Raw genomic sequence first — 25,413 nt, forward strand, 5'->3', positions numbered from 1 at the left:
TGACGCTGGTGCGCTCGTAGAGCTTGCTCAAGAGATGGAAGAGCAGCGCGCCGCCGGATGCACTGAACGGCAGGTAGCCCAATTCATCGAGGATGACGAGATCGGAATGGACGAGGCGGTTGGCGATCTGCCCGGATCTGCCTTGCGCCTTCTCCTGCTCGAGCGCATTGACCAGTTCGACGGTGGAGAAGAAGCGGACGCGTCTGCGGTGATGCTCGATCGCCTGCACGCCGATGGCGGTCGCGACATGGGTCTTTCCCGTGCCGGGCCCGCCGACCAGGACGATGTTGTTGGCTGCTTCGATGAACTCGCAACGATGGAGCTGGCGTACGAGCGCCTCGTTGATCTCGCTGCTTAAGAAGTCGAAGCCGTTCAGGTCGCGGTAGGCCGGGAACCGAGCCGCCTTGAGCTGATAGGCCACCGACCTGACCTCCCGTTCGGCCGTTTCGGCCTTCAGGAGCTGGGACAGGATCGGAATGGCGGCCTCGAAGGCCGGAGAACCCTGTTCGGTCAGTTCGCCGACGGCCTGGGCCATGCCGTGCATCTTGAGGCTCCTGAGCATGATGACGATGGCGCCACTGGCGGGATTATGACGCATGGCGCACCTCCACGGTCTTCCTCAAGGCGTCGTAGCGCTCGACATTGGCCTTCGGCTCATTGGTGAGCGTCAAGGCCTGAGGCGCATCGACGGTCGGCGGCATGAAGGGTTTGCCGTCGACCAGCCGGTGAAGCAGGTTCAGCACATGCGTCTTCGTCGGAACGCCCGCCTTCAGTGCCATCTCGACGGCCGAGAGCACGGCCTGTTCGTCGTGTTGAAGGACGAGCGCCAGGATGTCGACCATCTCGCGATCGCCGCCCGGCTTCCTGAGGAGATGCTGCTGCAATGTCCTGAAGGCATCAGGAAGCTCGACAAAGGGGGCGCCGTTGCGAAGGGCGCCCGGCTTGCGCTGAACGACGGCCAGATAATGCCGCCAGTCGTAGACCGTCTGTCCTGGCCGGTCATGAGAACGGTCGATGATGCGGCGGTGCTCGCAGATCATCTGACCTTCCGCGGCGACGACAATCCTCTCCGGGTAAACACGCAGGCTCACCGGCCGGTTGGCGAAGGATGCCGGAACGCTGTAGCGGTTGCGCTCCAGATGGACGAGGCGGGTCGGGGAGACGCGTTTGGTGTATTCGACGAAGCCGTCGAACGGACGTGATGCCGGCATGAGAGCCTGAGCTTCTTCGGCCCAGATATCGGCGATGGTTCCACGCATTTGCCCATGCGATGTCTGTCGCCAAAGCTCCTTACAGCGGCTCTCCAGCCATTCGATTCCCGCGACAGCCAGTGAAGCGCCCTATATCCTCGATGTGCTTCTGATGACGAGACCGGCAGGCTGTGAGCAATATGCTGCCACCGGCGGCTTCACCGATCACATCTTCGCCGTTTCCGCTATCCTTGGCTATGCCTTCATTCCGCGTATGCACGATTTCCCGTCAAAGCGACCTCTACGTATTGAAGCGAGCATCAGCGCAGGCCGCACCCTTGCATCGGCCGCGCCGTTAAGCGACGTACTTGGCCCGCTCCTCCGACAGCACAACGTCGTAGAGCCCTTTGTATTCCGAGGCTCTTTTGACGTAGCTGTAATAGCTGTCCATCAACTTGGCGACGAAATCGTTTGTGGCAGCCACTTCGTCCATAACCTCATGGGAGGCCTTGCGCAGCGCCTCCCATACGTCTTCGGGCAAGGTGCCGGTTGTCAGGCCTTCGACTTCTTTCAGTGCGGCCAGCCCGTCCAGGTTCATGTTCAAGGCATCCGCGGAGGAGCGGTTGGCTTCCGCTTCGGTCGCAGTGACCACGATCGTTTGCAGGTCTTCCGACAGGGCGTTCCACGCATCGAGATTGATGCCGAATTCGATGCCCCCATACACGTCGCCGAAGGACGGGGCGTACATGTGGGACATGATCTTCTGGAGACCGAACGCCTGGTCGAATGACGGCCCCACCCATTCGGCGCCATCCAGAGCGCCCGACTGAAGGGCCGGAAAGATTTCTCCGGGCGGGGTCGAAACCGCATTCATGCCGATCTTGTTGAGGACGCTGGCCCCGAAGCCAGTCACCCGGAAATTGAGACCCCGCAGATCGTCAAGTGAATTGATCGGTTTCTTGAACCAGCCGAAGGTCTGCACACCCGAGCCGCCGGCAATGAATATCTGGAGGCCGCGAGGATTGGTGAATTCGTCGAGCAACTCCTGCCCGCCGCCGTAATACATCCACGCATGCATTTCATCGAAAAGCAGACCGAACGGGCCGGAGAAAAAGAAGGCATGCGAGATATCGCGGCCGGCAAACCAGGAACCGGACCCGTGATAGGCCTGCGCCGTGCCGTTCTCGACCGCCTCTTGCGTACCGAAGGGAGGCACGAGTTCGCCGCCTCCATAGACCGTTACGTTAAGTTCGCCTCCCGACATCTTCGTGATCCTCTCTGCCCAGCGTTGCGCCGAGACGCCAGGACCTGGCAGGTTCTTGGGCAGGGAAGTCACCAGCTTCCAGTCGTGTTTGGCCTGCGCGCGGCCTATCGCCGGCGCGGCGAGAGCCGTTGGAAGAGCTATTGCGCTTGTCGTCAGAAATTTACGCCTGTGCATTTTCGTACTCCCCTTGTTTTGTCTTGTTGACATCACTTGAAGATGACACCCGGAAGCCATGTGGCGAGTGCCGGAAACGCGGCGACCAGCGCAAGTGCCAGCAACTGAAGCAGGATGAAGGGCGTGACCGAGGCATAGATGTCCCGTGTCGTCAGTGCGGCTGGCGCGACGGAACGGAAATAGAAAAGCGCATAGCCGAACGGCGGCGTCAGGAAGCTCATCTGAAGGTTCATGCTGATCAGGATGGCGAACCACACGGGGTCCACTCCCGCCGCCATGAGCGGCGGAGCAGCCACCGGAACCACGATGAAAATGATTTCGATGTACTCGATGACGAAGCCGAGGAAGAAAATGACGACCATAACCGCGAGCACGGCCGTGGCGGTTCCTCCGGGCAGCCCGGTAAGCAGGTCCGCGACCATTTCGTCACCGCCCAGGCCGCGAAAGACCAGCGAAAGCATCGTGGCGCCCAATACGATCAGCGTCAGCATCGACACCACCGTGGCTGTGCTCGAGGCCACGCCGATCAGTTCGCCTTCGCGCAACTCCTGCCAGACCGCCAATGCAACGCCGGCCACCAGAACAACCAGCGACGCCAGCCCCACCGCCATAAGGAGCGGCGATGCGTTGGCACCCCCGTACGCCTTCACCACGACCAGCAGGAAGGCGGCCGGCAGCACGGCCAGGATGATGGGCCGCCGCCAGGCCGAAACGGATTGTCGCTCTATCGCCACCAGAACCAATGCGCCGGCTGCACCCAGTGCGGCACTTTCTGTGGGCGTAGCCACGCCGCCAAGGATTGAGCCGAGGACGAGAAGGATAAGCGCGAGCGGTAGGACCAGGGCGTTGATGACTTCTCCCACGCCCGGCTTGCGTTGCTCACCCGTTGCCGAGAACTGGCGGATCGGCGGGCAGGTTTCGGGACGAACGCGGGAAAGGACGAATGTATAGAGGAGGTAGAGACCGACGAGCACCAGCCCCGGCAGCAGCGCTGCGGCAAACAGGTCGCCGACCGAGACCGGCTCTGGGGCAAAGTCGCCAACGGAGCGCCGCCCGCTCTGATAGGCAGCCGATATCTGATCCGACAGGAGGATCAGCAGGATCGAAGGCGGGATAATCTGGCCCAGCGAACCTGAGGCACAGATCACGCCCGAAGCCAGGCGTGGCGAGTAGTTGACGCTCAGCATGGCGGGAAGCGCGATCAGCCCGAGCATGAAAATCGTCGCGCCGATCACCCCGGTCGACGCCGCGAGCAGCGCCCCCACTATGATGACGGCATAGGAAAGGCCACCCCGTTGCTCACCGAAGAGCGCACCGGCGGTGAGCATCATTCGTTTGGCGATGTCGGCCTTCTCGAGAAGACTCCCCATGAGCACGAAGAGCGGCACAGCAACGAAGACGGGGTTTGTCAGCAAGCCGAAGGCGCGTGACGGGAACGCGTCGATGAAGGCAAGATCGAAGGCTCCCGTCAGTGCGCCCAGGATCGCAATCAGAAACGGAGCACCAAGCAGAACGAAACTGACCGGCACGCCAGAGAGGATTCCTCCAAACAGAAGCACGCCCAGAAGAATGAGCAGGAGTTCATGACTCATCATGCCGCTCCATTGAATAGGGGGCGCGGCGAAGCGCCATGAAAACCGCTACGGTTGCGAGCACGAGGAACACCAGGCTGAGCAGCGTTTTCAGGATGAAATAGCCAGGCAACCCGCCATAGGTCGGAGAGGATTCGAGTACCGTCCACGATCTGACGGTGGCGCCCAGAGAGGCCCAGCCGGCGTAGGCCATCGACGGGAAAAGGATAACCAGAAGCGCAAGCCGGTCGATGCGACGCCGGCTTTCATCGGCCCACCGGTTGTAAAACACGTCCACCCTGACGCTGACGTCCCGGATCAGGACGAACAGCGCGGGCAGCAGGGCCGAGACGAAGAAGCAGTAGACCAGGAAATCGAACGCCCACGGCCATCCGAGCGAAAAGACATAGCGCAGAGCAACGACAATGATCTGTGCGGACATGAGCAGCAGGACGACGAAGCCTGCCGCTATTCTCGCAACCGCAGCGGATCTGGAGATCAACCTAGTCATGGAACGCCCCCGGGTCAGGTGTTCTGCGCCGCAGACTAGACCATGCGCTCTCGAAGGAAGCGGCTGTTGATCTGACGGCGGCTTTTCCGAACATGTCCCTAAAACCCCAACGCCAAGCCATCCTTGCGAGGATCACTTCCGCCTTCGAGGATCTTTGTCTTCAGGTCGATGCGGATCGCCTGCGCGCCTCCCATTCCTACAGGGGCGCGGGTCACCTCATGCCCCATCTCGGTGAGTCTGACGGCCACGTCGTCTGAGTATCCGCGTTCCAGCGCAAGTTTTCCGGTGGCCGGATCGAGGAAGCTGCGCGGACCGTCGATCGCCTCCTGGATATCCATGCCGAAATCGACAAGATTCGACAGGAAGTGGGCGTGTCCCGTTGCCTGGAACGGGCCGCCCATCACGCCGAAGGGCATGGCGTAGCTCCCCGCCTTCTCGACAAATCCGGGAATAAGTGTATGGAGCGGCCTGCGGCCGCCCTTGAGTTCGTTGACATGGCCGGGTTGCAGGGAGAACCCGGCGCCTCGGTTCTGGAAACTGATTCCGAACCGAGCCGAGGCCAGTCCGGAGCCGAAAGGCCAGAAGGTCGAATATATCAGCGAGACCGCGAGACGGTCCTCGTCGACCACGCAGATATAGACCGTATCGCGATGAAGAGCCTCCGCCCTTTGATCCACATCGCGGCAGGCTCGCCGCGGATCGATCAGGTCCGCCAGGGTGTCGGCCGTTTCGTCGCACAGCATGTGCCGCACACGATCCTCGGCTCCGGCCGCATCGCCAATGAAGCGGTCGCGTGCGCCATAGGCCAGCCGCGTCGCCTCGGCCTCAAGGTGCACCCGTTCGGCGCCATTGGGATCGAGCCTGGAGATGTCGAAGCGCTTCAGGATCTTGGCCAGGAGCAGCGCGGTAGCCCCCTGCCCGTTCGGCGGCAGCTCGATTAGATCGTGACCGTGATAGTTGATGCGGATCGGCTCCACCTCGGTTGCGGCGGTGTTGGCGAAGTCATCCGCGGTGTGGCAGCCTCCGGCAGCACGCAGGGTGTCGAGCATGTCCTGCATGATTTCGCCGGCGTAGAAAGCGTCCCGGCCGTGCCTGGCGACCAGCCGCAGGGCTTCGGCCTGCGCCGGTGAGGCGAAGATGCTGCCTGCCGCATAAGGCTCGCCCTGCCGAAGATAGTGCTTGCGCCCCGCGCCCTGGAGACGCGGCCCGAACTCCTTCCAGTCGAGCGCGGACCGGTGACACACCGGCACGCCGTTTTCGGCGTAGTGAATGGCTGGTTGAAGGACTGCAGCAAGATCGAGACGGCCGTACGCGCGCACTAGCTTGTCGAACGCGTCGACTGCGCCTGGCGCGGTTACGGAATGGATCGAGTCCAACGGTATCGCATCCAGGCCCTGTTCGCGAAGCATCGCCGCATCGAGCCCCATAGGCGCGCGTCCGGAACCGTTCAGGCCTGAAATCACACCCGTTTCAGGATCGCGGACCATCGCGAAGACGTCACCGCCAAGCCCGCACATCATGGGCTCGCAGAAGCCTAGCACCGCCGCCCCGGCGACTGCCGCGTCGACAGCGTTTCCGCCCTGTTTCAGCATGTCGAGGGCGGTCATCGCAGCCAGGGGGTGGGAGGTTGCGCACATCGCTCCGGCAGCAAATGCAACCGACCTTCCGGGGCCGCTATAGTGGTGCATTCAAGCGCCTCCTTGCCCCGAACGGTCCGGCGACGGCTTTGGCGGATCGAACGGTCCGGCAGCTGTCTGGCCGGTCCAGCCGGTCAATGCCTTCACCGCGGTGTCACCAAATAGATGGGCCACATGACCGTAGGGATGCCGCCCGGCCGGTTCGTCACCGCCAGCAGTGGCCAGCGCGCTGGCCTCCTCCAGAATACCCTTCACGACCAGAAAGCTCCCGCCAATATGATCGATCATCAGACGATGGGCCGCTTCCGGATCCCGGTTCAAAACGGCTTCCACAATCTGCTCGTGCTGCCCGTGCGGGACGTGCAGTTGGGTGTCGAAATTCGGCAGAGTGTACGGCGCTGAACTGTACAGTTCGACGCGCATCCGCGTTTCATTGGCGACAGAACACAAGGCCTTGTTGTGCGCGCCCGTGTGCAGAAGTGCGTGAATTCTCGCATCCAGGTCGCGGCTGGCTACACGGTCTCCCTGCCGACTCGCTACGCGGGACTGATCGATAAGCAACTTGAGGGAAATGCGCTCGGCCTGGGTCATTCGCTCGGCCGCGTAGCGGGCGCAAATCGCCTCGATTTCGCCCAAGGCCTCAAATGAACTTTCCAGTTCCGCCATGCTCAGCGCCCTGACACGGGCCGAGCGTCTCGGCCGTATCTCGACCAGACCAGCGGTGCCCAACTGCTGAAGTGCTTCGCGAATAGGAGTCCGCGAGACCCCGAAGCGTGAGGCAAGCGATTGCTCGTCAAGTCGCTCGCCCGGCCTCATGCGACCGGAGAGGATCAGGTCCGCGATCTCGTTTTTCAGCCGGTTTCCAAGCATGCCCTCTCCCCTCCCCACATACCTTCTCACTTCTTTGTACGCAGAACAAGTGTCTTGTATACGGAAATTGATTCATCAATATCAATCAATATCTAACATCCTCTCAGGCATGAAAATTTCGGGAGCTTCCGCGTGGCGCGAGCCCGGTCAGCCGCAACCCGCCTCAAAGTCGCGATCTTGAGGTTATGCCATCACCACCGGGTCGATCGGCCCCAGCGGGCCGCCGGTCGCAATCTCCACGGCGCGGGCAACCGCCAAAAGCCTGGCCTCCCCGCGATGGTGCCCGATGAGCTGTAGCCCGATCGGTATTCCGTCACGAGTCAGGCCGACCGGAACGGAAATGGCCGGTAGCCCGACAGTGGTCGCGAGGAAGGAAAACCGCAGCCAGGAAATATAGTCTTTAAGCGGTACGCCATCGACCTCGGTCGGATATTCCTCTTCCACAGGACCGGGCATGACACCCACGACCGGGCAGGCGATCACATCGAAGTCGCGCAGGAAGCCGACCGTATTGTCGAATAGGCGCGACCGGTTCAGCTGGGCATCGTAGACATCGTCGATGGTCAGGCTGCGCCCGAACTCAATGTTTTCGCGCAAGGTCCGCTTGAAATGCTTCTGTATTGCGTCCGGCGCCCGGCCCGGCAGCGCAGCCCATAGCATCGCCCTGAGGACGCGATAGGTTTTGTCCAGTTCGGGAAGCTCCGGGCAGTCCTCCACCACGACGGCGCCCTCACCCTCGATCTTGCCGAGCGCGTCCCGGAGGCAGCCATCCATTTCCCGCGAAATGACGCCGAATCCATTCATGTCAGCGGTGAATGCGACGCGGACTTTGACGTCGGCCCGCTCCACCGCCTGCTGATACGGGGTCGGGGGTGCGGGATACGACAGCGGTTCGACCGGACTGAAACCTGCCATCGCATCGAGAAACAGGGCCGCGTCGCGCACGCTGCGCGCCATCGGACCTTGGACGCCTTCGGTGTGAAATCTCATCGTCGAAGGGCCGCCACCGGCTACACCGGGGCTGGGACGCAGACCCACCACACCGCAATAGGCGGCCGGCGTGCGCAGCGAGCCGGCGAGGTCCGATCCCTGGGCAAGCCAAACCTCCCCCGTTGCGAGCGCGGCGGCCGCGCCGCCCGACGAACCGCCAGCGTTCAGCCGAGTGTTCCAGGGGTTCCGAGTGACCCCGAAGACATCGTTGAAGGTGTTCGCGCCCGCCCCGAATTCGGGGGTGTTCGTCTTGCCGACGACAACACCTCCTCTTGTCTCGAGGCGCCGGACCAGCGGGTCCGACTTGTCGGGGACGTAGTCCGCCAATCCCAGCGTACCCATCGTCGTGCGGACGCCGGCAACCTCGGTCAAATCCTTGATCGCAATTGGCAGGCCGCCGAGCCAGCCAGGCTCGCCCGCCTCGTCAACGGAAATCGCGCCCGCCGCCGCTTCCGCCCTGTCACGACAAAGCGTGGGCATGGCGTTGATGTGGTGGTCCACCGCCTCGATGCGACTGAAGGCTGCCTCGACCAGTTCTGCTGGGGAGATCTCCTTCTTTCTCAGAAGGGCCACGATCTCATGGGCTTCGCGAGTGCAGAGTTCAGGGCCGGTAAAGTCTGGGGTGGACATGTGGTTTTCTCCGGGCGGTGACGCGCCGCCTATCCTCGCGTTGGTAAGCACAATCTCGGTGGTCGTCACGGAAGTTTTCGAGCAGGATTTCGATGAAATCTAGTACGACTTTGCGACGAACAATGTACTCGGCGAGGCTTTTCTGCTCCGCCTCCTCTATGGCCCTCCGGCGGCTTCAATAGCCGCCGCGAAGGTGGCCCTGAACATTAAAGGGGCACAGACATTGAGAGCCTCGAAACCCCATACGGTACGCCGCTAGGCAGGAAGTGCGGCTGAGGCACGCCGCCAAAGACGCGGAAGGCATGGTTGTGCGCGTCGAACAACGGCCCAACGGTGCATGACGAGGCGCAGGTGCCGTTTGGCGGAACGAAGGCGTCCGGATATGGTGGTCGCTTCGGCGGGCATGCGCGATCGACGAGTTTACGGAGCTTCGCTGGTTCACGATCGAGGACGCCGGTCAGCATTATCCGTTCTGAGGACGGGGCGAAACAGTAGGGCGAACGGGGAGAAGGTGCAGTGAGGCCGAGATAATACACTGGGAAATACTTCATGGCTGGCTATTGTCAGCCTGTTCGGCCGGCAAGGGAGGACCGGGTCGGTCGTTGGTCGGAAGATGGCGAACAGATCTCGCTGCTTGATAGAAAACGGAACCAGCGCCCGTCGGGCGGTGTCGCGGCAGTTCCACAAGATCTGACACCGGCAACAAGTGGAGGAAAACCATGATGAGACGCAGAGAATTTCTTGCAGCGGCGACTGCCGTCCTGGCGGCGCCCGTGGTGCTCAAAAGCGCATTTGCCCAGAGCCCGGAAGTCGAACTCAAGCTTCACCATTTCCTCGGCCCCAAATCGCCGGCGCACAAAGACATGCTCCAGCCCTGGGCCGATGCGATCCAGAACGAATCCAAGGGCCGCATCAAGATCGAGCTCTATCCGTCGATGTCGCTCGGCGGCGCGCCGCCGCAGCTTTTCCGACAGGTCGCCGACGGCATCGTCGACATCGTCTGGACCGTGAACGGCTACTCACCCGGCCTGTTTCCGCGTTCGGAGATCTTCGAGCTGCCGACGATCTTCACCAACGACGTCGTGGCGGTCAATCTCGCCATGCGGGATCTGTTCGAGAGCCACCTCGCCGAGGAATACCAGGATGTGCATGTGCTCTTCATGCATGTGCACGCGGGACAGGGCCTGCACATGGCCAACGCGCTGGTTCGGACGCCGGACGACGTCAAAGGCAAGAAGCTGCGCGTTCCAGGGCCGACCGGAAACGCGATCGTCGAAGCAATGGGCGCGACCCCGGTGACCATGCCGGTTCCCGACCTGCCGCAAGCGCTCACGACCAACGCGGTCGACGGCGCGCTGATCCCCTGGGAAATTATTCCCGCGCTGCAGCTGCAGGAATCGACGAAATACCAGATCGAAGGCCCCGACAATCACCGCTTCGGCACCACCACCTTCCAGGTCTCCATGAACAAGGCCCGTTGGGAAAGCCTGCCGCCTGACCTGCAGGAGATATTCACCAAGCACAGCGGCGAGGACTGGCTGCGCAAGGTGGGAGAGCTCTGGCGCGCCAATGACGACTTCGGCATCAAGATGGCGGTCGAAAGCGGCAATGAGCACATCGTGCTTACGCAGCAGGAGATGGACGCCTTCAACAAGGTGATGGCGCCAGTCGTCGACCGCTGGATCAGCGAACACGCGAGCGCCGGTTTTAATGCCCAGGCGCTGGCCGATGCGGCTCGGAAGGCGCTGGCGGCGCGCAAGTCGTGAACGCAGGCAGGGTGCTGTTCCATCCGGCGGAAGGGGGCGAAGAGCCTCCTCCGCCGGCAAGTCGCTCCCGTTTATTCTCGGTGTTCGCAGTCATCATCCGCTGGTGGGCGATGCTGGGCGGGCTAATCACGCTGGTGCTGTCCATCATGACGGCGCTGAGCGCCATATCGAATATCCTGTTCGACGCTCCATTTGCAGCCGATTACGAACTGGTGAAGCACTTTGTCGCCATCGCGATTTTCATGTTCCTGCCCTATTGCCAGCTGACTGGCTCCAATGTCACGGTCGACATCTTCACCGAAGGAATGGGCGAGAGAGGCAAGGCGGCCATGGCTGCCTTTTCGTCGCTGTTCGCGCTCACCTTTTCGCTGCTTCTGCTGGTCCAGATGTATGGCGGGCTGTTGAGCTATATCCGTTATCGGGAAACGACGCCGGTGCTCGGCCTGCCCTTGTGGACGGCTTTCCCGCCCATCCTGGTCTCGCTCGCTTTGCTTGTCCTGGCCTCCATCATTACCCTGTCGGAGGGCTGGAAGGGCTTCAGATCAAATCGGCCGCAGCCGCCCCACCCCATACCGAACGAATAGCGGGACAGACCGGGCATGTTCGACAGTTTCGTCATCGGCATTGCGGGGCTTCTGTGCCTTCTCGCTCTGATCGCAGTACGAGTGCCCATCGCATATACGATGATCCTGGTCGGCATCGCAGGCATCACGCTGCAATCCGGTCCGGCTATCGTGCTCAACCAGCTCAAGGATCTGGCCTACGCGCAGTTCTCGATTTACGACCTGTCGGTCCTGCCGATGTTCATCCTGATGGGCGGGCTGGCCTCGCGCTGCGGCCTGTCGAAGGATCTTTTCCGGGGCGCCAATGCCTGGCTCGGCCGCTTCCGCGGCGGTGTGGCGATGGCGGCGGTCGCAGCCTGCGGCGGGTTCGGGGCAGTCTGCGGATCGTCGACGGCCACCGCCTCCACCATGGGCCAAGTCGCCCTGCCCGAGCTCAAGCGCTACAAATATTCGCCCTCGCTGGCGACCGGAACCATCGCAGCGGGTGGAACGCTCGGCATCCTCATCCCGCCCTCGGTCGTGCTTATCGTCTATGCGATCATCGTCGAGGCGAACGTCGTCACGATGTTCGCCGCCGCACTCATTCCGGGGCTGCTGGCAATGCTGCTCTTCATGCTGACCGTGGCGCTCTACGTACGCATCGTTCCCGGCTCCGGGCCGCAGGGCGAGGCGGTGCCGCGCGGAGAGCTGATCTCCGCGTCGATTGCCGTTGTCCCGATACTCGTCGTCTTCGGCATCGTCATCGGCGGCATCTATGCCGGCATATACAATCCGACGGCGGCCGCAGCGATCGGTGTTTTCCTCGTTGCAGCTTTCGGGCTCATAATGCGCCGGCTCTCGATCCGCGGCATAGGCGAATCGCTTCTGGAAACGGCGCGCACCAGCGGCATGATTTTTCTGATTCTGCTCGGCGCGGAACTGCTCAAGATATTCATGGCGCGTGCAGGCGTGCCGCAGGCCGCGGCGGCGAGCCTCCAGGACAGCGGCCTCTCGCCGATGGCGATGATGTTCCTCGTAATCGTCATCTTCCTCATCCTCGGCTGCCTCATGGACAGCCTATCGATGGTCATCCTCGCCATCCCGTTCTTCTGGCCGGTGGTGGCGGGTCTCGACTATGGCCTGGACCCGGGCGAGTTGAAGATCTGGTTCGGCATCATCATCCTGATTGTCGTCGAGCTCGGGCTGATTACGCCGCCCGTCGGCCTCAACGTCTTTATCATCAACTCGCTCGACCGGAGCGTGCCCATGCGCGAGACGTTCAAGGGCGTGATGCCGTTCTTCGCCAGCGAGATGGTTCGCATCGGCATATTGCTGGCCTTTCCGGCGATCTCGCTCTTCCTGCCGCGGCTGCTGATCTAGCCTGGGAATACCAGCTCAAGCGCTGGCGGCAGTAAGTCAGGACATGCCGCCGAGGTAGATGCGATGCAAACGCGTCCGCGCTCTGTCGCAAGGCCGCGCAATCCCCATCATAAACCATGCGCCCGCGGCGCATGACAGAGGCGCGGTCACGGATCGACAGGGCGAGCGCGGCAAACCCCTCGACGAGCACGATGGCCCGTCCCTGGTTGGCGAGCTTGCGCACCGCCGCCATTGGCCGGGTCACCACGACCGGCGCCAGGCCGGCCGTCATTCGTCGATCAGGAGCACTTTCGGCCGCCCATGCAGGGCTCTCGCTATGATCAGCATCTGCTGCTCGCCGCCTGAGAGCAGGCTGGGGCTGCTGCAGCGCCGCTGCACAAGCTCCGGAAACAGATCGTAAGCCTCGGAGAGTTCGGCTTCGGGATGTCTGCCGACGCGAAGGTTCTCCTCGGTGGTGAGCTGGCGGAAGACGGTTCTGCCCTGCTCTACATGGGCAAGGCCGGCGCCCTCGACATCAGGTGGCCCTGTTCTGCGGCGGCGCGCGGCCGCCGCCATCGGCGATGAGCACGGCGCCGGTGACGAATGAGGCATCGTCCGACGCAAGGAAAAGGCAGCAGGAGGCGATCTCCGACGGGGCGGCGATGCGGCGCAGCGCAATCCTCTGCGTGAGCGCCTCGAATTCGGCCTCCGTCGACGAGCCATTCTGCAGAGCCGCAATTTCCATCTCGTGTTCGCTCATCGGGGTGCGGACCCAGCCGGGCGCCACCGCGTTGGCGCGCACGCCCTCCGGACCGTGCGCGTAGGCCAGCGTGCGGGTATAGGAGACCAGCGCGGCCTTGCTGGCCGCGTAGCTGGCATTGCTGGCGCTGGCGTTGAACGCCGCCACGGATGCGATGTTGACGATGGAGCCGCCCTGCCGCCGCAAAAGTGGCAGCGCTGCCCGGCAGACCATCATCGCGCCGGTGACATTGACGGCGAACGTCTTCGACCAGGCTTCGTCCGAGACGGTGGCCGGCTCGTCGATTGTGATCAACCCCGCCGCATTGACCACAATGTCGATGCGGCCGCCGCAGGCTGCTATCGCGGCGGCGATGTCGTCGGGTTTGGTCACGTCGCCGTGCACGGCGACACCGCCAGAAGCGGCAGCCGCATCGTCCAGCGCCTCGCCGCCAAGGCCGAACAGCACGGGCCTTGCGCCGTGACGGGCAAAAAGTTCGGTGGTGGCCCGCCCCATGCCGGTGGCGGCACCGGTGACCAGCGCCGTCTTGCCTTCGAGACGAGCGGTCATGCGAGCCCCCAATGCCGCTCGACGGCAAACCCGGTCTCGGGCAAGGTCGCGCCGCCATCGACAGTGATCGTCTGGCCGGTGACGTATTTTGCCTCGGGCGAGGCCAGATAGAGCATGGCGTAGGCGACGTCGTCGGCTTCGCCAACGTGCCCGACGGGCACGTGGCGACCGATCTTTTCCATCATTTCAGGGCTACTCAGCGTGCCGCGGCCGGGTTTGGCGATAAAGCCGGGCTCGACGCCGTTCACCGTGATGCCGTCGCGCGCGAATTCGAAGGCCGCGCCGCGGATGAAGGCGTTCACGCCCGCCTTGGCAGCGGAATAGTGCACCCCGCCCGCCATTGCGCGCCGCGCCGAGATAGACGAGGTGACCAGGATGCGGCCGAACCTGTTCTTGCGCATATGAGGGACGGCAGCTTGGGTTAGCCAGAAGCAGGCTTTGAGGTTCAGGTCGAGCGCGTCGTCCAGCTTCGCCTCGTCCATGTCCTCGATCGAGGCCCAGGGGCAGCCGCCGGCATTGTGGACCACGATGTCGAGCCGTCCGTGGCGTTCCGCTACCCCGTCGACTAGCGCCCGCGCGCTCGTGCGGTCCAGAGGCGGCAGTTGAACCGCATGTGCGTTCAGTCCGCGCGCGCCAATCCCCATGACAAGTTCCTCGGCGGCGTCGAGGGTCCGGTTCGCGGCGATTGCCGTCGCGCCGGCTTCGGCTAAGCGGGTGACGATCGCAGCGCCTATGCCGCGCCCGCCGCCGGTGACGAGCGCGACGTTGCCGGAGAGATCGAAGCGCGCCATGGCTCAAACCACTCCCGCATCACGTACGAGTTCGACGAAACGGCCGAGCACGTTGGTATGCCGATCCACATCCTCGGCGGTCGTCGCGGGGCACATCAGGAACATGGTGTGGAACGGCGTCACCAGGATGCCTTCGTTCATGTACAAGGCGTGCAGAAGGGTCTCGAGATCGCCGCGCCGTGTCGCAATCACGTCGGCGCCGCTTCTGGGTGGCTCGGGCGTGAACATGATCTCGGCACGCGCGCCGATCTGGGTGACGTGCCAGGGCAGCCGGTTCGCTTCGATGATGCGGCGCGCGCCTTCCGCCAGACGGGAAGCGTTGGCGATCATGGTTGCGTAGTTCTGCGGCGTCAGCACTTCCTCCAGCACCGCGCGCATGGCGGCGACGGTAAGCGCGTTGCCGGCGAGCGTCCCGCCTATGCCGAGATGCGCGGATTGCCGTTCGCGCGGGTTAACATGAGGGACGATCTTCCAGAGCCGGTTGGCGACTTCCTGGGAAACGCCGAACATGCCGGCCGGAATGCCGCCGGCGATCGCCTTGCCGGCGACGAAGATGTCGGGCTCCAGCCCATGGAGGCGCGTGTAGCCGCCCGGCCCGCAGGAAATCGTGTGCGTTTCGTCGATGATCAGCACAGTGTCCGTCCGCCGGGTGATCTCGCGCAGCGCCCGGTGAAAACCGTCGGCAACCGGGATCATGCCGAAATTCGTCATCAGCGGCTCGGTCAGCACGCAGGCGACGTCGCCGGGGGCGAGTGCGCGCTCCAGCGCCTCGATATCGTTGAACTCGACAACCTTGGAGACCGCCGAATGGTCGACGCCGTTGGGGTGGATCATGTTGCGCATGCCGATCCGGCCGTCGCGGATCTCGACATGGGCTTCCTCGACGCCGCCATGGTAGCAGCCGGAAAAGACCAACACTTTGTTCCGGCCGGTGATCATGCGGGCAATGCGGATCGCGCCGCGATTGGCGTCGGTGGCCGAGGTGGTCAGCGTCCAGTAAGGCAGGCCGAAGCGGCGCGAAAGCTCGGCACCGACCCAGAGGCTGTTCTCGGTCGGCAGCATCATGGTCGCGCCGCGTTCGAGCTGGCGCACCGCCGCCCGCGTCACTGCCTCGGGCGCGTGGCCGCACATGCCGCCGGTGTCGCCGAGGCAAAAATCGACATAGTCATGGCCGTCCATGTCGCGGATATGCGCACCACTCGCTTCGGCCGCATAGACCGGGAAGCCGCCGGCCCAGCGCCGCATCCAGTGCGAGGGCCCGCCATAGAGGAAATGCTGCTTGCCTTCCGCCCAGGCGGCGGCCGAGCGCGGATGCGTCTTCAGGAACCGCTCCTGCTCGCGATCGATCAGCGCGTCGATCACCGCGGTGCCGGGCTTCGTCTTCGCGGCGGCCGTCACAGCGCGATCCATGCGGTCTTGAGGTCGGTGTATTTGTCGAGCGCGTGCAGCGACTTGTCGCGGCCGAAGCCGGACTGCTTGAAGCCGCCGAGCGGCACAGTGATGTCTGCACCGCCATAGGTGTTGACATGGACGACGCCGGCATTGATGGCGCGGACCATGCGGTGGGCGGTTGAGACGCTGGAGGTCCAGACCGCCGCGGCAAGGCCGTAGACGGTGGAATTAGCAAGTTTCACAGCCTCCTCCTCCGTGTCAAATCGCATGACGCCGAGCACGGGGCCGAACACCTCCTCCCGCGCAAGCTTCATCTCAGTGGTGATGTTCTCGAAGACGGTCGGCGCCATGTAGTAGCCGCCGGTTTCCTCGCGGATGCGCGTGCCGCCGGCGAGACGCCGCGCGCCCTCCTCCTCCGCCTTCGCCACAAAGTTCAGATTCTTTCCCAGCTGTTCGGCGCTGGAAACCGCGCCGACGTCGCTGCCGAGATCGAGCGGATCGCCGACCTTGAGCTTTCCGGTGACCGCCAAAAGCTCGTCCATGAAACGGTCGTAGATCGGCGACTGCACGAGCAGCCGTGAGCCGGCGACGCAGACCTGGCCGGAATTGCGGAACATGCCGTTGGCCGAAACCTTCGCCGCCTGCCTAAGGTCTGGCGCGTCGGCAAAAACGATGTTCGGGGATTTGCCGCCGAGCTCGAGATAGACCCGCTTGAGATTGGAACGGGCGGAATATTCGAGCAGCCGCCGCCCCACCCCTCCCGAGCCGGTGAACGCGATGGCGTCGACATCCATGTGAAGCCCGAGCGCCTCGCCGGCGACCGAGCCCTTGCCGGTGACGACGTTGAGCACGCCGTCGGGCAGTCCGGCTTCAGTGGCTAGCGCGGCGAGCCTCAGCAGCGTGAGCGAGGCGATCTCCGACGGCTTCACGACCACTGAATTGCCTGCGGCCAGCGCCGGCGCGATCTTCCAGGCGCCGATCATCATCGGAAAATTCCACGGCACGATTACGCCGATCACGCCGAGCGGCTCGCGATGAATTAGGCCGAGCACGTTTTCGGGCGTCGGCGCGATCTCGCCATAGACCTTGTCGGTTGCTTCGGCGTAATAGCGGATCGTGCCGGCCGCCGAGAGCGGTTCGGCCTTGTAGGCCATGCCGATCTCGGTGCCGTTGTCGCGGACGCCGAGAACGGCCAGCTCTGCTGCGTGCTTCTCGACGAGATCGGCCAATTTCAGCAGCACCTTCTTGCGGTGAGCCGGCGTAGCGCGCGACCAGGTCCCGCTCTCGAAAACCGAGCGCGCTGCGACGACGGATCTGTCGATGTCGGCCGCGGCCCCGTCGGCGATCGTCGTTAGCTTCTTTCCATTGATCGGAGAAATCACGTCCACGACCCGGCCTGAGGCCGACGGCTCGGACCTGCCGGCGATGAATAGCCCCACCGGCGCAATGGGGTCGGCGCGGAGCCTGTCGATCTGGTCCTGCTGCATTCTTAGATTTCCGTATTGCTGGCGCGGCGCACGACACCACGGCCATTCCATTGGGAGAAGGCGAAGAGCCCGACACCCGCCACGGCGAGCAGCAGGAGCGCCGCCGCCACAGGCCGGGTCAGGAAGATCGTCGGGTCGCCATTGGAAAGGCTCAGCGACTGCATCATCCGCATCTCGAACATCGGTCCGAGAACAAGACCGATGACAAGCGGAAAGGCCGGAATGCCGTTGCGGATGAAGAAGCGGCCGACGATCGCGAAGATGACGGTGATGAGCGCGTCGGAGAGCCGATAGTTCTGCGTGTAGGTGCCGATCAGCGCGAGAACGAGAATGGTGGCCCCGATCATGCGCGGACTGATCTTCGAGAGCTTCACCACATATTTCGTGGCGAACAGCAGGAAGCAGAGCACAAAGACATTGAGCAGGAGCAGCGAGATGTAGAGGCCGGAGATGAATTCCGGATGCTCGGCGAAGAGCTGCGGGCCGGGGATAATGTTGTGGATCATGAAAACGGCGAGCACCATCGCCATCAGCGGATCTGTGGGCACGCCGAGCGACAACAGCGGCACGAGCACTGTCGAGGTGCAGGCGCTGATCGACGTTTCGGACGCGACCAGGCCCTCCGGTGAGCCCTTGCCGAATTCATCCGGCTTCTTCGAAAAGCGGCGCGCCAGCGAATAGGACAGGAACTGCGCACCGAATTCGCCGACGCCGGGCAACAGTCCCATCACCACGCCGAGGCCCGAAGAGCGCGCCAGCGTTCGCGGATAGCGGAAGGCCTCCATCAGCCCGCGAAAGCGGTTGTGGTAGGCGAGATCGCCGGCATCCGCGCGGTGGGTTTTCGTTTCGAGCAGCACGAAGGCTTGCGACATGGCGAACATGCCGATAACGACGGGCACCATCGGCACGCCGCCGAGCAGCCATTGCTGGCCGAAGGTGAAGCGCTGCGTGTTGAAGAGCGGCTCGAACCCGATCGTGCCGAGAAACATGCCTAGCCCGAGCGACAGCAGGGCTGGCACGACATGCTTTTGATGTGCGAGGATGACAGAGACAAGGGCGAGCACCGCTACCATGGCGAATTCTGGCGCGCCAAACTTTTCGGCCGCCTTGGCAAGATAGGGCGCGAGGAAGATAAGCGCGAGGACGGAGATCGTACCGCCAATGAAGGACGATGAATAAGCGAGCGAGAGCGCGCGATGCGCCTCGCCCCGGCGCGCCATGGGATAGCCGTCATAGGTGGTGAGAACGTTGACGGGAGTGCCCGGCACGCGGATCAGGATGGCCGGGATGGCGCCGCCATACCAGGCGCCGCCATAGGAGCCCAGCAGCAGCGTCACTCCGGCAAGCGGTTCGAGCTGTAGGCTGAAAGGCAGCAGGATGGCCATGGCTCCGGCCGGCTCGAGGCCGGGAATGGCGCCGACCATGATGCCGCAGAGCGCGCCGAAAAGCAGCGCCAGGATCACCTGCCAGGTGGCGATGTGCTCGAGGCCGAGAAGCACGCTGTCCATCAGAGTATCCCGCCGAGCGTGTTGCCGACCCACGCCGGAAAGAGCTTGAAGATCGGAGCCAGCGGGAACCAGAGGCCGATGCCGAGCCGGAAGACGATTACGATGCCGACGGTCACGGCGAATGCCGCGGCTACCCATTTCGGCCCTCGCAAACCCGATCGCCAGACGACGAGTTGCAGGAACAGAAGCGTCGCGATGGTGAAACCAAACCAGTCCACGCCCAGCAAGTAAACGCAGAAATAGAGGCTGTATTCGAGCGCGACGCCAAGCCCGCCGAAGGCCCAGAGCGCCCGTTGCCGGAACGCGATCCGGTCGTCCGCCGTCCGCCAGGCGGTGAAGAAGCGCCCCACAATGGAGGCACCGGCCAATGCGGCAATGCCGAGGCTGAAGAGCGGCCAATTGATCGGCGCGAGGTACCAGGCCTTGCCGGCGGGCTGCGACTCGGTCGCAAAGGGCGCGAGGGCTATCAGTACCAGCGCGACCGCGAGCAGCACGGCAGCGGCCATTCCTTCGGCTTCGACCGGGATGTCTTCGTTCTCATCGATTTCGGCAAGTTCGAGTTCCGTGCCGGGCGGGCCGCTGCGCGTCATTCTGGCGGATCCAGTTGCGATGGGCTGCTTCCGCGTCGCGCCGGATCAGGGGCGCGACGCAGTTCCAGATCATTTCGATTCCAGGGTCTTCACCAAAGCCTCGGCGTCGGCATAGTCCTTGTCGATGCGCTTGGCGGCTTCCTCCGCGCCCATCCAGTAGACGCCGGCGCCGGTCGCCTTGGCGAGCTCCTTGGCCTTCGGGGAATTGATCGCCTTCTCGGCAATCTCAGCGAGCCTGTCCTTGACTTCCTGCGGCGTGCCTTTCGGCACGAACAGGCCGTTCCAGAGGGTAATGTCGAGGCCAGGGACCTGGGCCGAGAGCAGGGCCGCGTCGGGCATGATCGACAGAGGCTCGTCAGTATAGGCGGCGAGCGCCTTGACCTCGCCGAGGCAGCCCAGCACCGTCGCCATCGTGGTGTTCATCACATCGACATCGCCATTCTTCAGCGTGCCGCAGTCGAGCATGTCGAACGCCGCATCGGAGCCGAAACTGAAGCCGAGCTGCTTGGCGGCGGCGAAGGTCGCCATGGTTGGCACGAGATCGTAGCCGAAATGGCCGAGCTTTACCGGGTTGGTTTTCGCATGCTCGGCGAGCTCCGCCAGATTGTCGTATGGCGCGTCCTTCAGCGCCACCAGCGCGAAGGGATAGGTAAGGAAGATACCGACAGGCTCGAAAGTGTCGCGCTTGTATTCGGCGTTGCCGCGGATGATGTGCATGGTCGGCACGTCGATGACGAGAGAGCCGACCGTGTAGCCGTCCGGATCCGACTGCGCGACGGCCGTTGCTCCTTCAACCGCGCCGCCTCCCGGCCGGTTCACCACCTTGGCGGGCACGCCCGTTGCGGTGGTCATCTCGTCGGCGATTATGCGGGTGAGCTGATCCTCGAGGTCACCGGCGGGCCACGGCACGATGAAGGTGACCGGCCGCTCGGGGTATTCTGCGAAAGCCGGGCCGGTCCAGACGGCCGCAAACGCGGCGCTGGCCGCCAGAACATTCACGAATTTACGCATTTCTCTTCTCCCATTTTGAAAGCGTTCCGCGTGCCGGTTCATTATTTGAACTCTTGGTTTATCTATAGACTTGCAAACACATCCGGTTCCTGTCAAGTTAATTCACAAGTGAAGTATATGAGAGGAGGCTCGGGAAATATGGGAACTGTCGGGAAAGCCATTTTCCTGCTCGATCTTTTTACCGCAAGAGAGCCTGAACTTGGCCTGTCGGAACTCTCCCGGCGTTCCGGCTTCGACAAAGCGACGACCCGTCGGCTTCTCGTCTCCCTCAGCCAGAACGGCTTCGTCGAACAGGATGTCGAAAGCCGGCGCTACCGATTGGGCGCGGGCATTTCGCGCCTGGCGCGCATTCGCGAGGCGCATTTCCCCTTTCTCCAGATATCCACGCCGGCAGCGCGCGAACTGTCGTTGCAGACCGGGGAAACCGTCCACCTTTCGGAATTCAGCGCCGGCGCGCTGGCGACCGTCCATGTCGAACAGTCGACCAGGGCAAACCGGGTCAATGTCGATATCGGGCAGATATTGCCGCTGCACGGCACCGCATCGGGAATAGCCTTCCTTGCCTTCTCCCGACCCGAACTCGTCAAATCCTATGTCGACCATCCACTGCCGGCCTTCACCTCGCACACGATCACCGGCCGCGCCGAAGTGATGGCGGCCGTGCGGGCGGCGGCCGCCCGCGGCTATTCGCAAAGTTCGCAAGGTTATGAAGAGGGGGTCTTCAGCGTAGCCGCACCCATTCTCGGGCCGGATGGATATGCGATTGGCACACTGTCGGTAGCGTCCCCGCTTTCGCGGATTGACGACGGGTTGGCCGCCCGCCATGGCGAAGCCGTCATGGACGCATGCCGCCAGATTTCCTTGAGCCTGAACGGAGAGCCGGTGGGCACCCGGCTGAACCTGGCATCCTGAAGATGAAGCCAATGACAAAAACACCCCGTATCCTCGTCATCGGCACCGGCGACACCAAGGCCGACGAACTTCTGTTCATGCGCGACTGCATCGCAAAGGCGGGCGGCGTGCCAGTCATGATGGATGTCAGCGTTCTCGGCGAGCCGCCCTATCGACCGGAATACGACAAGCATGCCGTCGCCGCCGCGGCAGGGACCACCATCGATGCCGTCGCCGCCAGCGGCGACGAGAACGCGGCGATGACGGCGATGGCGCTCGGCGCCTCGCGCCTGGCGAGCCAACTTCAGGAGGCCGGCGAGATAGACGCTTTCATCGCGCTCGGCGGCACGATGGGGACCGATCTCGCGCTCGACGTGGCGCTGGCGCTGCCGCTCGGCGTGCCGAAGTTCGTGGTGTCGACCGTCGCCTACTCGCATCTCATACCGCCCGAACGCATCGCTCCCGACCTGATGATGATCCTCTGGGCCGGCGGCCTCTACGGCATCAATGGCGCTTGCAAATCAGTGCTGTCGCAGGCCTGCGGCGCGGTGGTCGGCGCGGCGCGACACGTCGTGAAGCCGGTGAAGAACCGGCCGGTGATCGGCATGAGTTCGCTCGGCAAGAGCTGCCTGACCTACATGGTTTCGCTCAAGCCGGAACTGGAGCGGCGCGGCTACGAGGTGATTGTCTTCCACACCACCGGAATGGGCGGCCGGGCGATGGAATCGATCGCCGCGAGGAATGGTTTTGCAGCGGTGATGGATTTCAGCCTGCAGGAACTCGCCAATTATCTGAACGGCTCGGTGGTGAATTCCGGCCCCGACCGGCTGGAAAATGCCGGCAGAGCGGGCATTCCCCAGATCGTCGCGCCGGGCGCGATCGATATGGTGGACTTTCCGACCTGGCTGCCGGTGCCGGAAGTTTTCGCCGACCGTCCCTACCACGCCCACAACCGGCTGCTCGCCTCGGTGACCTGTGGCGCCGAAGCCCGTCGCCGCATCGCCCGCGCCATCGGCGACAAGCTCGCCGCCGCGACAGGTCCGGTCGCTTGCGTGCTGCCTTCCGGCGGTATCCAGCAATGGGACCAGGAAGGCGAGCCGCTGCACGACCCCGACGGGCTAGTGGCCTTTGTCGATGAAATGCGCTCGGCCATCCGCGAGCCGGCCGAATTGCACGAGATCGAAGGGCACATCAACAGCGAGGCTTTCGTGAGCACGGTGCTCGCCATTTTCGACCGCTGGGTCGCGGCGGGAATCGTTCCCGCCGGCAATCCGGCGGCGGTCGCCGCCGCATGAGTTCCGGGACAGCGCAGGCGCTCGTCCTCGATTTCGGGGGCGTGATGACCAAGACCATGTTCGAGACTCACGCGCATACCGAGGCCGCTCTCGGGCTCGAAGCGGGTGCACTCGCCTGGCGCGGACCGTTCGCGCCCGAAACCGACCCGCTGTGGCAGATGATGCAGAATGATGAGATTTCTGAGCGGGATTACTGGCTCGATCGAACGCGCCAGGTCGGGCAACTCGTTGGTAAGCGCTGGAGCCGAATGGAGGACTTCGTCCGCCAGGCGCGTGGCGCCGATCCCGAGGCCGTGATCCGACCCGAAGCCGGCCGCGCCATCCGCGCGGTTCACGGTGCGGGCTTCCGTCTCGCCATCCTTTCCAACGAGCTCGACCTCTTCTACGGCGCTGATTTTTGCTCACGGCTGCCGATTCTCGATCTGTTCGAAACGATCGTCGACGCGACCTACACGAAAATTTTGAAGCCGGACCCGCGGGCCTATCGCGCTGTTCTCGATGCGCTCGGCCTGCCGGCTGAAGCCTGCGTCTTCGTCGACGACCAGAAACGCAATGTCGAGGGCGCGGCAGCCGTGGGAATGCGCGCCGTCCAGTTCGACGTTCGCGAGCCCGGACAATCCTACGCCGAAGCACTCTTGCATTTCGGCCTTGCCTTTACCTGACACTACCGATCGGAGCCGCCATGCGCGACATCAACTTCCTGACCGAAAACAACGGCAAGCCGATCTGGCACCCGATGGCGCATCCTGCCGAGATGCGCGCGCAGCCGCCCAAAATCATCATGAAGGGCGAAGGCGTCAGCGTAACCGACATTGACGGCCGCACCGTGATTGACGCCGTCGGCGGGCTTTGGAACGTCAATCTCGGCTACAGCTGCGACCCCATCAAGCAGGCGATCGCCGCCCAGTTGGAGGCACTGCCCTACTATTCCGGATTCCGCGGCACCTCCACCGGACCATCCATCGAACTCGCCTACGAACTGACTGAATGGTTCGGGCCCGAAGGCATGGCCCGGGTTTTCTTCACCTCAGGCGGTTCGGATTCGGTCGAAACGGCATTGAGGCTCGCCAGGCAATACTGGAAGATTAGAGGCCAGGCCGACCGGACGAAATTCCTGGCGCTGAAGAAGGGCTATCACGGCACCCATTTCGGCGGCGCATCGGTCAACGGCAACGCCAATTTCCGGCGCAATTACGAGCCGCTTATGCCCGGCGTTTTCCACATTCCCGCGCCATGGGTCTATCGCAATCCGTTCGACGAGAGCGATCCGGCACGGCTTGCAAAACTGTGCGCCAAAGCCTTGGAAGACGAGATCGCTTTCCAGGGCGCAGACACGATAGCGGCGTTCATCATGGAGCCTGTTCTGGGAGCAGGCGGCGTGATCGTGCCGCATGAGAGTTTCATGGGCCTCGTGCGCGAAATCTGCCACCGTCACGGCATCCTGCTCATCGCCGACGAGGTGGTGACCGGCTTCGGGCGCGCGGGCGCCTGGTCGGGCTCGCGGCTCTGGGGCGTGAAGCCGGATATGATGACCATGGCCAAGGCGATAACCTCCGGCTACTTTCCACTCGGCGCCACTTTGATCGGCGAGGCGGTGGCCGATGTCTTCGAGAGCGACAAAACGAGTTTCGGCGCGATCGGCCACGGCTATACCTATTCCGGCCATCCGGTCGGATGCGCGGCAGGGCTCGCCGCCTTGGCGGAGACCAGGCGGTTGCGGCTGGATGAAAATGCCGCGCGGCGCGGCGCCGAGCTTGCAACGGCTCTGGAGCGCCTCAAGACCAGGCACGACATTGTCGGAGACGTTCGCGGAAGGGGACTGATGGCGGCGCTGGAACTGGTTTCCGACCACGCATCGAAGAAGCCGGCCGACAAAAAGACCATGAGTGCGGTTGCCGACGCAGCCTACGAGGCGGGCGTGATGATCCGCGTATCCGGCAACAACATCATTCTGTCGCCGCCGCTGATGCTGACCGCTCGCGATGTGGAGGCGATCGCCGCCGGCCTCGACGCCGGGCTGTCGGTAGCCTGAAGCCGGGCCGGCGATGCTCGCAGTGACAACAAGATCGATGACATTGCGTGAAACGAGGTAAAGAAGAAGCGTGAACGACAAGCCGAGACGCCTACTGCCCGAAGACCTTCTTCTGCCGCGCGACACCCGCCGCTCGCTTCCGATCGCCCTGCTCAAGGCGCGCGAAGCAGTGATGTCGCGGTTCCGGCCAATGCTCAATGCTCACGACGTGACCGAGCAGCAATGGCGGGTGATCCGCATTCTCGGCGAGGCAGGCGAACCGCTAGAAGCTACCGATCTGGCCGACCGAGCCTGCGTGTTGGCGCCCAGCCTGACCCGCATCATCAAGACGCTGGAGGACCGCGGGGTGATCTCCCGTCAGCGCCACGAAACCGACGGCCGCCGCGTGCTGCTCGAGATCACGCCGGCAGGCGTTGCCCTGATCCGCTCGGTGACGCCGGAAAGCGCCAAAATCTATGTCGAACTGGAGGCCCGTTTTGGTCGTGAGCGGCTCGACCAACTTCTGGATCTGCTGGAGATATTGACCCGTAACGGCGGACGGTAATTCGCAGTTGAAGGTTGGTGACGGAACCGTCGCGATGACCGCCATTTGGCGGATGCGCA

The 25,413-nt window shown here is 63.4% G+C and carries 22 protein-coding genes and 4 pseudogenes; 10 read left to right on the forward strand and 16 right to left on the reverse strand.

Going from position 1 to position 25,413, the window contains the following annotated elements; translation table 11 throughout:
* A partial coding sequence (locus G6N73_RS28530; RefSeq protein ID WP_165033363.1) for an ATP-binding protein occupies positions 1-598 on the reverse strand: 598 nt, incomplete at its 3' end.
* Positions 588-1,310 (reverse strand): annotated as a pseudogene (locus G6N73_RS28535) (Mu transposase domain-containing protein); the annotation flags it as partial. The gene G6N73_RS28530 and the pseudogene G6N73_RS28535, both read right to left, overlap by 11 nt.
* On the opposite strand from G6N73_RS28535, the pseudogene G6N73_RS28540 reads away from it, so the two are divergent.
* Positions 1,303-1,488: pseudogene (locus tag G6N73_RS28540) on the forward strand (Tn3 family transposase); the annotation flags it as partial. The pseudogenes G6N73_RS28535 and G6N73_RS28540 overlap by 8 nt on opposite strands.
* A gap of 57 nt (positions 1,489-1,545) precedes the next feature.
* Here G6N73_RS28540 and G6N73_RS28545 read toward each other — a convergent pair.
* The 6 genes from G6N73_RS28545 to G6N73_RS28570 all read right to left on the reverse strand — a co-directional run bounded on the left by G6N73_RS28545 (position 1,546) and on the right by G6N73_RS28570 (position 8,837).
* Positions 1,546-2,628: a TRAP transporter substrate-binding protein gene (locus tag G6N73_RS28545; RefSeq protein WP_165033364.1), complete on the reverse strand. Its 1,083-nt coding sequence runs from the start codon at positions 2,626-2,628 to the stop codon at positions 1,546-1,548.
* Positions 2,629-2,660: 32 nt separating this feature from the next.
* Complete coding sequence (locus G6N73_RS28550; protein WP_246252656.1) at positions 2,661-4,220, reverse strand: TRAP transporter large permease; 1,560 nt, start codon at positions 4,218-4,220, stop codon at positions 2,661-2,663.
* Complete coding sequence (locus G6N73_RS28555; protein ID WP_165033366.1) at positions 4,210-4,710, reverse strand: TRAP transporter small permease subunit; 501 nt, start codon at positions 4,708-4,710, stop codon at positions 4,210-4,212. The genes G6N73_RS28550 and G6N73_RS28555 overlap by 11 nt, the downstream gene beginning before the upstream one ends.
* Before the next feature lie 98 nt (positions 4,711-4,808).
* Complete coding sequence (locus tag G6N73_RS28560; protein ID WP_165033367.1) at positions 4,809-6,398, reverse strand: gamma-glutamyltransferase family protein; 1,590 nt, start codon at positions 6,396-6,398, stop codon at positions 4,809-4,811.
* A complete protein-coding gene (locus G6N73_RS28565; protein WP_165033368.1) occupies positions 6,399-7,217 on the reverse strand; it encodes a GntR family transcriptional regulator in 819 nt (272 codons plus the stop codon).
* Positions 7,218-7,400: 183 nt separating this feature from the next.
* Positions 7,401-8,837 carry an amidase gene (locus G6N73_RS28570; protein WP_165033369.1) on the reverse strand — a complete coding sequence of 479 codons (1,437 nt, stop codon included), beginning with the start codon at positions 8,835-8,837 and terminating at the stop codon, positions 7,401-7,403.
* Positions 8,838-9,158: 321 nt separating this feature from the next.
* On the opposite strand from G6N73_RS28570, the pseudogene G6N73_RS37330 reads away from it, so the two are divergent.
* The 4 genes and pseudogenes from G6N73_RS37330 to G6N73_RS28590 all read left to right on the forward strand — a co-directional run.
* Positions 9,159-9,313: pseudogene (locus tag G6N73_RS37330) on the forward strand (aldehyde dehydrogenase family protein); the annotation flags it as partial.
* Between the two features lie 243 nt (positions 9,314-9,556).
* Positions 9,557-10,603, forward strand: coding sequence for a TRAP transporter substrate-binding protein (locus tag G6N73_RS28580; protein ID WP_165033370.1), 1,047 nt, complete (start codon positions 9,557-9,559; stop codon positions 10,601-10,603).
* On the forward strand, positions 10,600-11,187 hold the full coding sequence (locus tag G6N73_RS28585) for a TRAP transporter small permease (protein WP_343044775.1): 588 nt from the start codon (positions 10,600-10,602) through the stop codon (positions 11,185-11,187). Before G6N73_RS28580 ends, G6N73_RS28585 begins: the two co-directional genes overlap by 4 nt.
* 15 nt (positions 11,188-11,202) lie before the next feature.
* Complete coding sequence (locus tag G6N73_RS28590; RefSeq protein ID WP_165033371.1) at positions 11,203-12,525, forward strand: TRAP transporter large permease; 1,323 nt, start codon at positions 11,203-11,205, stop codon at positions 12,523-12,525.
* A gap of 36 nt (positions 12,526-12,561) precedes the next feature.
* On the opposite strand, the pseudogene G6N73_RS28595 reads toward G6N73_RS28590, so the two are convergent.
* The 8 genes and pseudogenes from G6N73_RS28595 to G6N73_RS28630 form a co-directional block, all read right to left on the reverse strand.
* A pseudogene (locus G6N73_RS28595) lies at positions 12,562-13,029 on the reverse strand (ATP-binding cassette domain-containing protein); the annotation flags it as partial.
* Between the two features lie 10 nt (positions 13,030-13,039).
* Positions 13,040-13,813, reverse strand: a complete 774-nt coding sequence (locus G6N73_RS28600) for an SDR family NAD(P)-dependent oxidoreductase (protein ID WP_165033372.1) — start codon at positions 13,811-13,813, stop codon at positions 13,040-13,042.
* Positions 13,810-14,604 carry an SDR family oxidoreductase gene (locus G6N73_RS28605; RefSeq protein WP_165033373.1) on the reverse strand — a complete coding sequence of 265 codons (795 nt, stop codon included), beginning with the start codon at positions 14,602-14,604 and terminating at the stop codon, positions 13,810-13,812. Before G6N73_RS28605 ends, G6N73_RS28600 begins: the two co-directional genes overlap by 4 nt.
* A gap of 3 nt (positions 14,605-14,607) precedes the next feature.
* Positions 14,608-16,002: a transaminase gene (locus tag G6N73_RS28610; protein WP_343044776.1), complete on the reverse strand. Its 1,395-nt coding sequence runs from the start codon at positions 16,000-16,002 to the stop codon at positions 14,608-14,610.
* Complete coding sequence (locus G6N73_RS28615; protein WP_165033375.1) at positions 15,999-17,483, reverse strand: aldehyde dehydrogenase; 1,485 nt, start codon at positions 17,481-17,483, stop codon at positions 15,999-16,001. Before G6N73_RS28615 ends, G6N73_RS28610 begins: the two co-directional genes overlap by 4 nt.
* Before the next feature lie 2 nt (positions 17,484-17,485).
* Positions 17,486-18,991: a tripartite tricarboxylate transporter permease gene (locus tag G6N73_RS28620; protein ID WP_165033376.1), complete on the reverse strand. Its 1,506-nt coding sequence runs from the start codon at positions 18,989-18,991 to the stop codon at positions 17,486-17,488.
* Positions 18,991-19,581 (reverse strand): hypothetical protein, encoded by a 591-nt coding sequence (locus G6N73_RS28625; RefSeq protein ID WP_165033377.1) that lies wholly within the window; start codon positions 19,579-19,581, stop codon positions 18,991-18,993. Before G6N73_RS28625 ends, G6N73_RS28620 begins: the two co-directional genes overlap by 1 nt.
* Before the next feature lie 69 nt (positions 19,582-19,650).
* Positions 19,651-20,592 (reverse strand): tripartite tricarboxylate transporter substrate binding protein, encoded by a 942-nt coding sequence (locus G6N73_RS28630; RefSeq protein ID WP_165033378.1) that lies wholly within the window; start codon positions 20,590-20,592, stop codon positions 19,651-19,653.
* A 138-nt stretch (positions 20,593-20,730) separates the two neighbouring features.
* Here G6N73_RS28630 and G6N73_RS28635 point away from each other — a divergent pair, with 138 nt between their 5' ends.
* The 5 genes from G6N73_RS28635 to hpaR all read left to right on the forward strand — a co-directional run bounded on the left by G6N73_RS28635 (position 20,731) and on the right by hpaR (position 25,354).
* Positions 20,731-21,504 (forward strand): IclR family transcriptional regulator, encoded by a 774-nt coding sequence (locus G6N73_RS28635; protein WP_165033379.1) that lies wholly within the window; start codon positions 20,731-20,733, stop codon positions 21,502-21,504.
* An 11-nt stretch (positions 21,505-21,515) separates the two neighbouring features.
* Positions 21,516-22,778: a Tm-1-like ATP-binding domain-containing protein gene (locus G6N73_RS28640; RefSeq protein WP_165033380.1), complete on the forward strand. Its 1,263-nt coding sequence runs from the start codon at positions 21,516-21,518 to the stop codon at positions 22,776-22,778.
* Complete coding sequence (locus G6N73_RS28645; protein WP_165033381.1) at positions 22,775-23,440, forward strand: HAD-IA family hydrolase; 666 nt, start codon at positions 22,775-22,777, stop codon at positions 23,438-23,440. The genes G6N73_RS28640 and G6N73_RS28645 overlap by 4 nt, the downstream gene beginning before the upstream one ends.
* 20 nt (positions 23,441-23,460) lie before the next feature.
* Positions 23,461-24,810, forward strand: coding sequence for an aminotransferase class III-fold pyridoxal phosphate-dependent enzyme (locus G6N73_RS28650; protein WP_165033382.1), 1,350 nt, complete (start codon positions 23,461-23,463; stop codon positions 24,808-24,810).
* Between the two features lie 70 nt (positions 24,811-24,880).
* Complete coding sequence (hpaR, locus tag G6N73_RS28655; protein ID WP_343044777.1) at positions 24,881-25,354, forward strand: homoprotocatechuate degradation operon regulator HpaR; 474 nt, start codon at positions 24,881-24,883, stop codon at positions 25,352-25,354.
* The last annotated feature ends 59 nt before the right edge of the window (positions 25,355-25,413 follow it).

The sequence above is a fragment of the Allomesorhizobium camelthorni genome (assembly GCF_011045125.1).
Taxonomy (GTDB): Bacteria; Pseudomonadota; Alphaproteobacteria; order Rhizobiales; family Rhizobiaceae; genus Allomesorhizobium; species Allomesorhizobium camelthorni.

Bases quoted from the DNA above. Each gene is read 5' to 3' on its own strand.
- G6N73_RS28620 (WP_165033376.1), bottom strand. From the start codon at position 18,991: ATGGACAGCGTGCTTCTCGGCCTCGAGCACATCGCCACCTGGCAGGTG.
- G6N73_RS28640 (WP_165033380.1), top strand. From the start codon at position 21,516: ATGACAAAAACACCCCGTATCCTCGTCATCGGCACCGGCGACACCAAG.
- G6N73_RS28625 (WP_165033377.1), bottom strand. From the start codon at position 19,581: ATGACGCGCAGCGGCCCGCCCGGCACGGAACTCGAACTTGCCGAAATC.
- G6N73_RS28565 (WP_165033368.1), bottom strand. From the start codon at position 7,217: ATGCTTGGAAACCGGCTGAAAAACGAGATCGCGGACCTGATCCTCTCC.
- G6N73_RS28645 (WP_165033381.1), top strand. From the start codon at position 22,775: ATGAGTTCCGGGACAGCGCAGGCGCTCGTCCTCGATTTCGGGGGCGTG.
- G6N73_RS28560 (WP_165033367.1), bottom strand. From the start codon at position 6,398: ATGCACCACTATAGCGGCCCCGGAAGGTCGGTTGCATTTGCTGCCGGA.
- G6N73_RS28605 (WP_165033373.1), bottom strand. From the start codon at position 14,604: ATGGCGCGCTTCGATCTCTCCGGCAACGTCGCGCTCGTCACCGGCGGC.
- G6N73_RS28545 (WP_165033364.1), bottom strand. From the start codon at position 2,628: ATGCACAGGCGTAAATTTCTGACGACAAGCGCAATAGCTCTTCCAACG.
- G6N73_RS28580 (WP_165033370.1), top strand. From the start codon at position 9,557: ATGATGAGACGCAGAGAATTTCTTGCAGCGGCGACTGCCGTCCTGGCG.
- G6N73_RS28555 (WP_165033366.1), bottom strand. From the start codon at position 4,710: ATGACTAGGTTGATCTCCAGATCCGCTGCGGTTGCGAGAATAGCGGCA.
- G6N73_RS28635 (WP_165033379.1), top strand. From the start codon at position 20,731: ATGGGAACTGTCGGGAAAGCCATTTTCCTGCTCGATCTTTTTACCGCA.
- G6N73_RS28590 (WP_165033371.1), top strand. From the start codon at position 11,203: ATGTTCGACAGTTTCGTCATCGGCATTGCGGGGCTTCTGTGCCTTCTC.
- G6N73_RS28550 (WP_246252656.1), bottom strand. From the start codon at position 4,220: ATGAGTCATGAACTCCTGCTCATTCTTCTGGGCGTGCTTCTGTTTGGA.
- G6N73_RS28570 (WP_165033369.1), bottom strand. From the start codon at position 8,837: ATGTCCACCCCAGACTTTACCGGCCCTGAACTCTGCACTCGCGAAGCC.
- G6N73_RS28650 (WP_165033382.1), top strand. From the start codon at position 23,461: ATGCGCGACATCAACTTCCTGACCGAAAACAACGGCAAGCCGATCTGG.
- G6N73_RS28600 (WP_165033372.1), bottom strand. From the start codon at position 13,813: ATGACCGCTCGTCTCGAAGGCAAGACGGCGCTGGTCACCGGTGCCGCC.
- G6N73_RS28630 (WP_165033378.1), bottom strand. From the start codon at position 20,592: ATGCGTAAATTCGTGAATGTTCTGGCGGCCAGCGCCGCGTTTGCGGCC.
- G6N73_RS28615 (WP_165033375.1), bottom strand. From the start codon at position 17,483: ATGCAGCAGGACCAGATCGACAGGCTCCGCGCCGACCCCATTGCGCCG.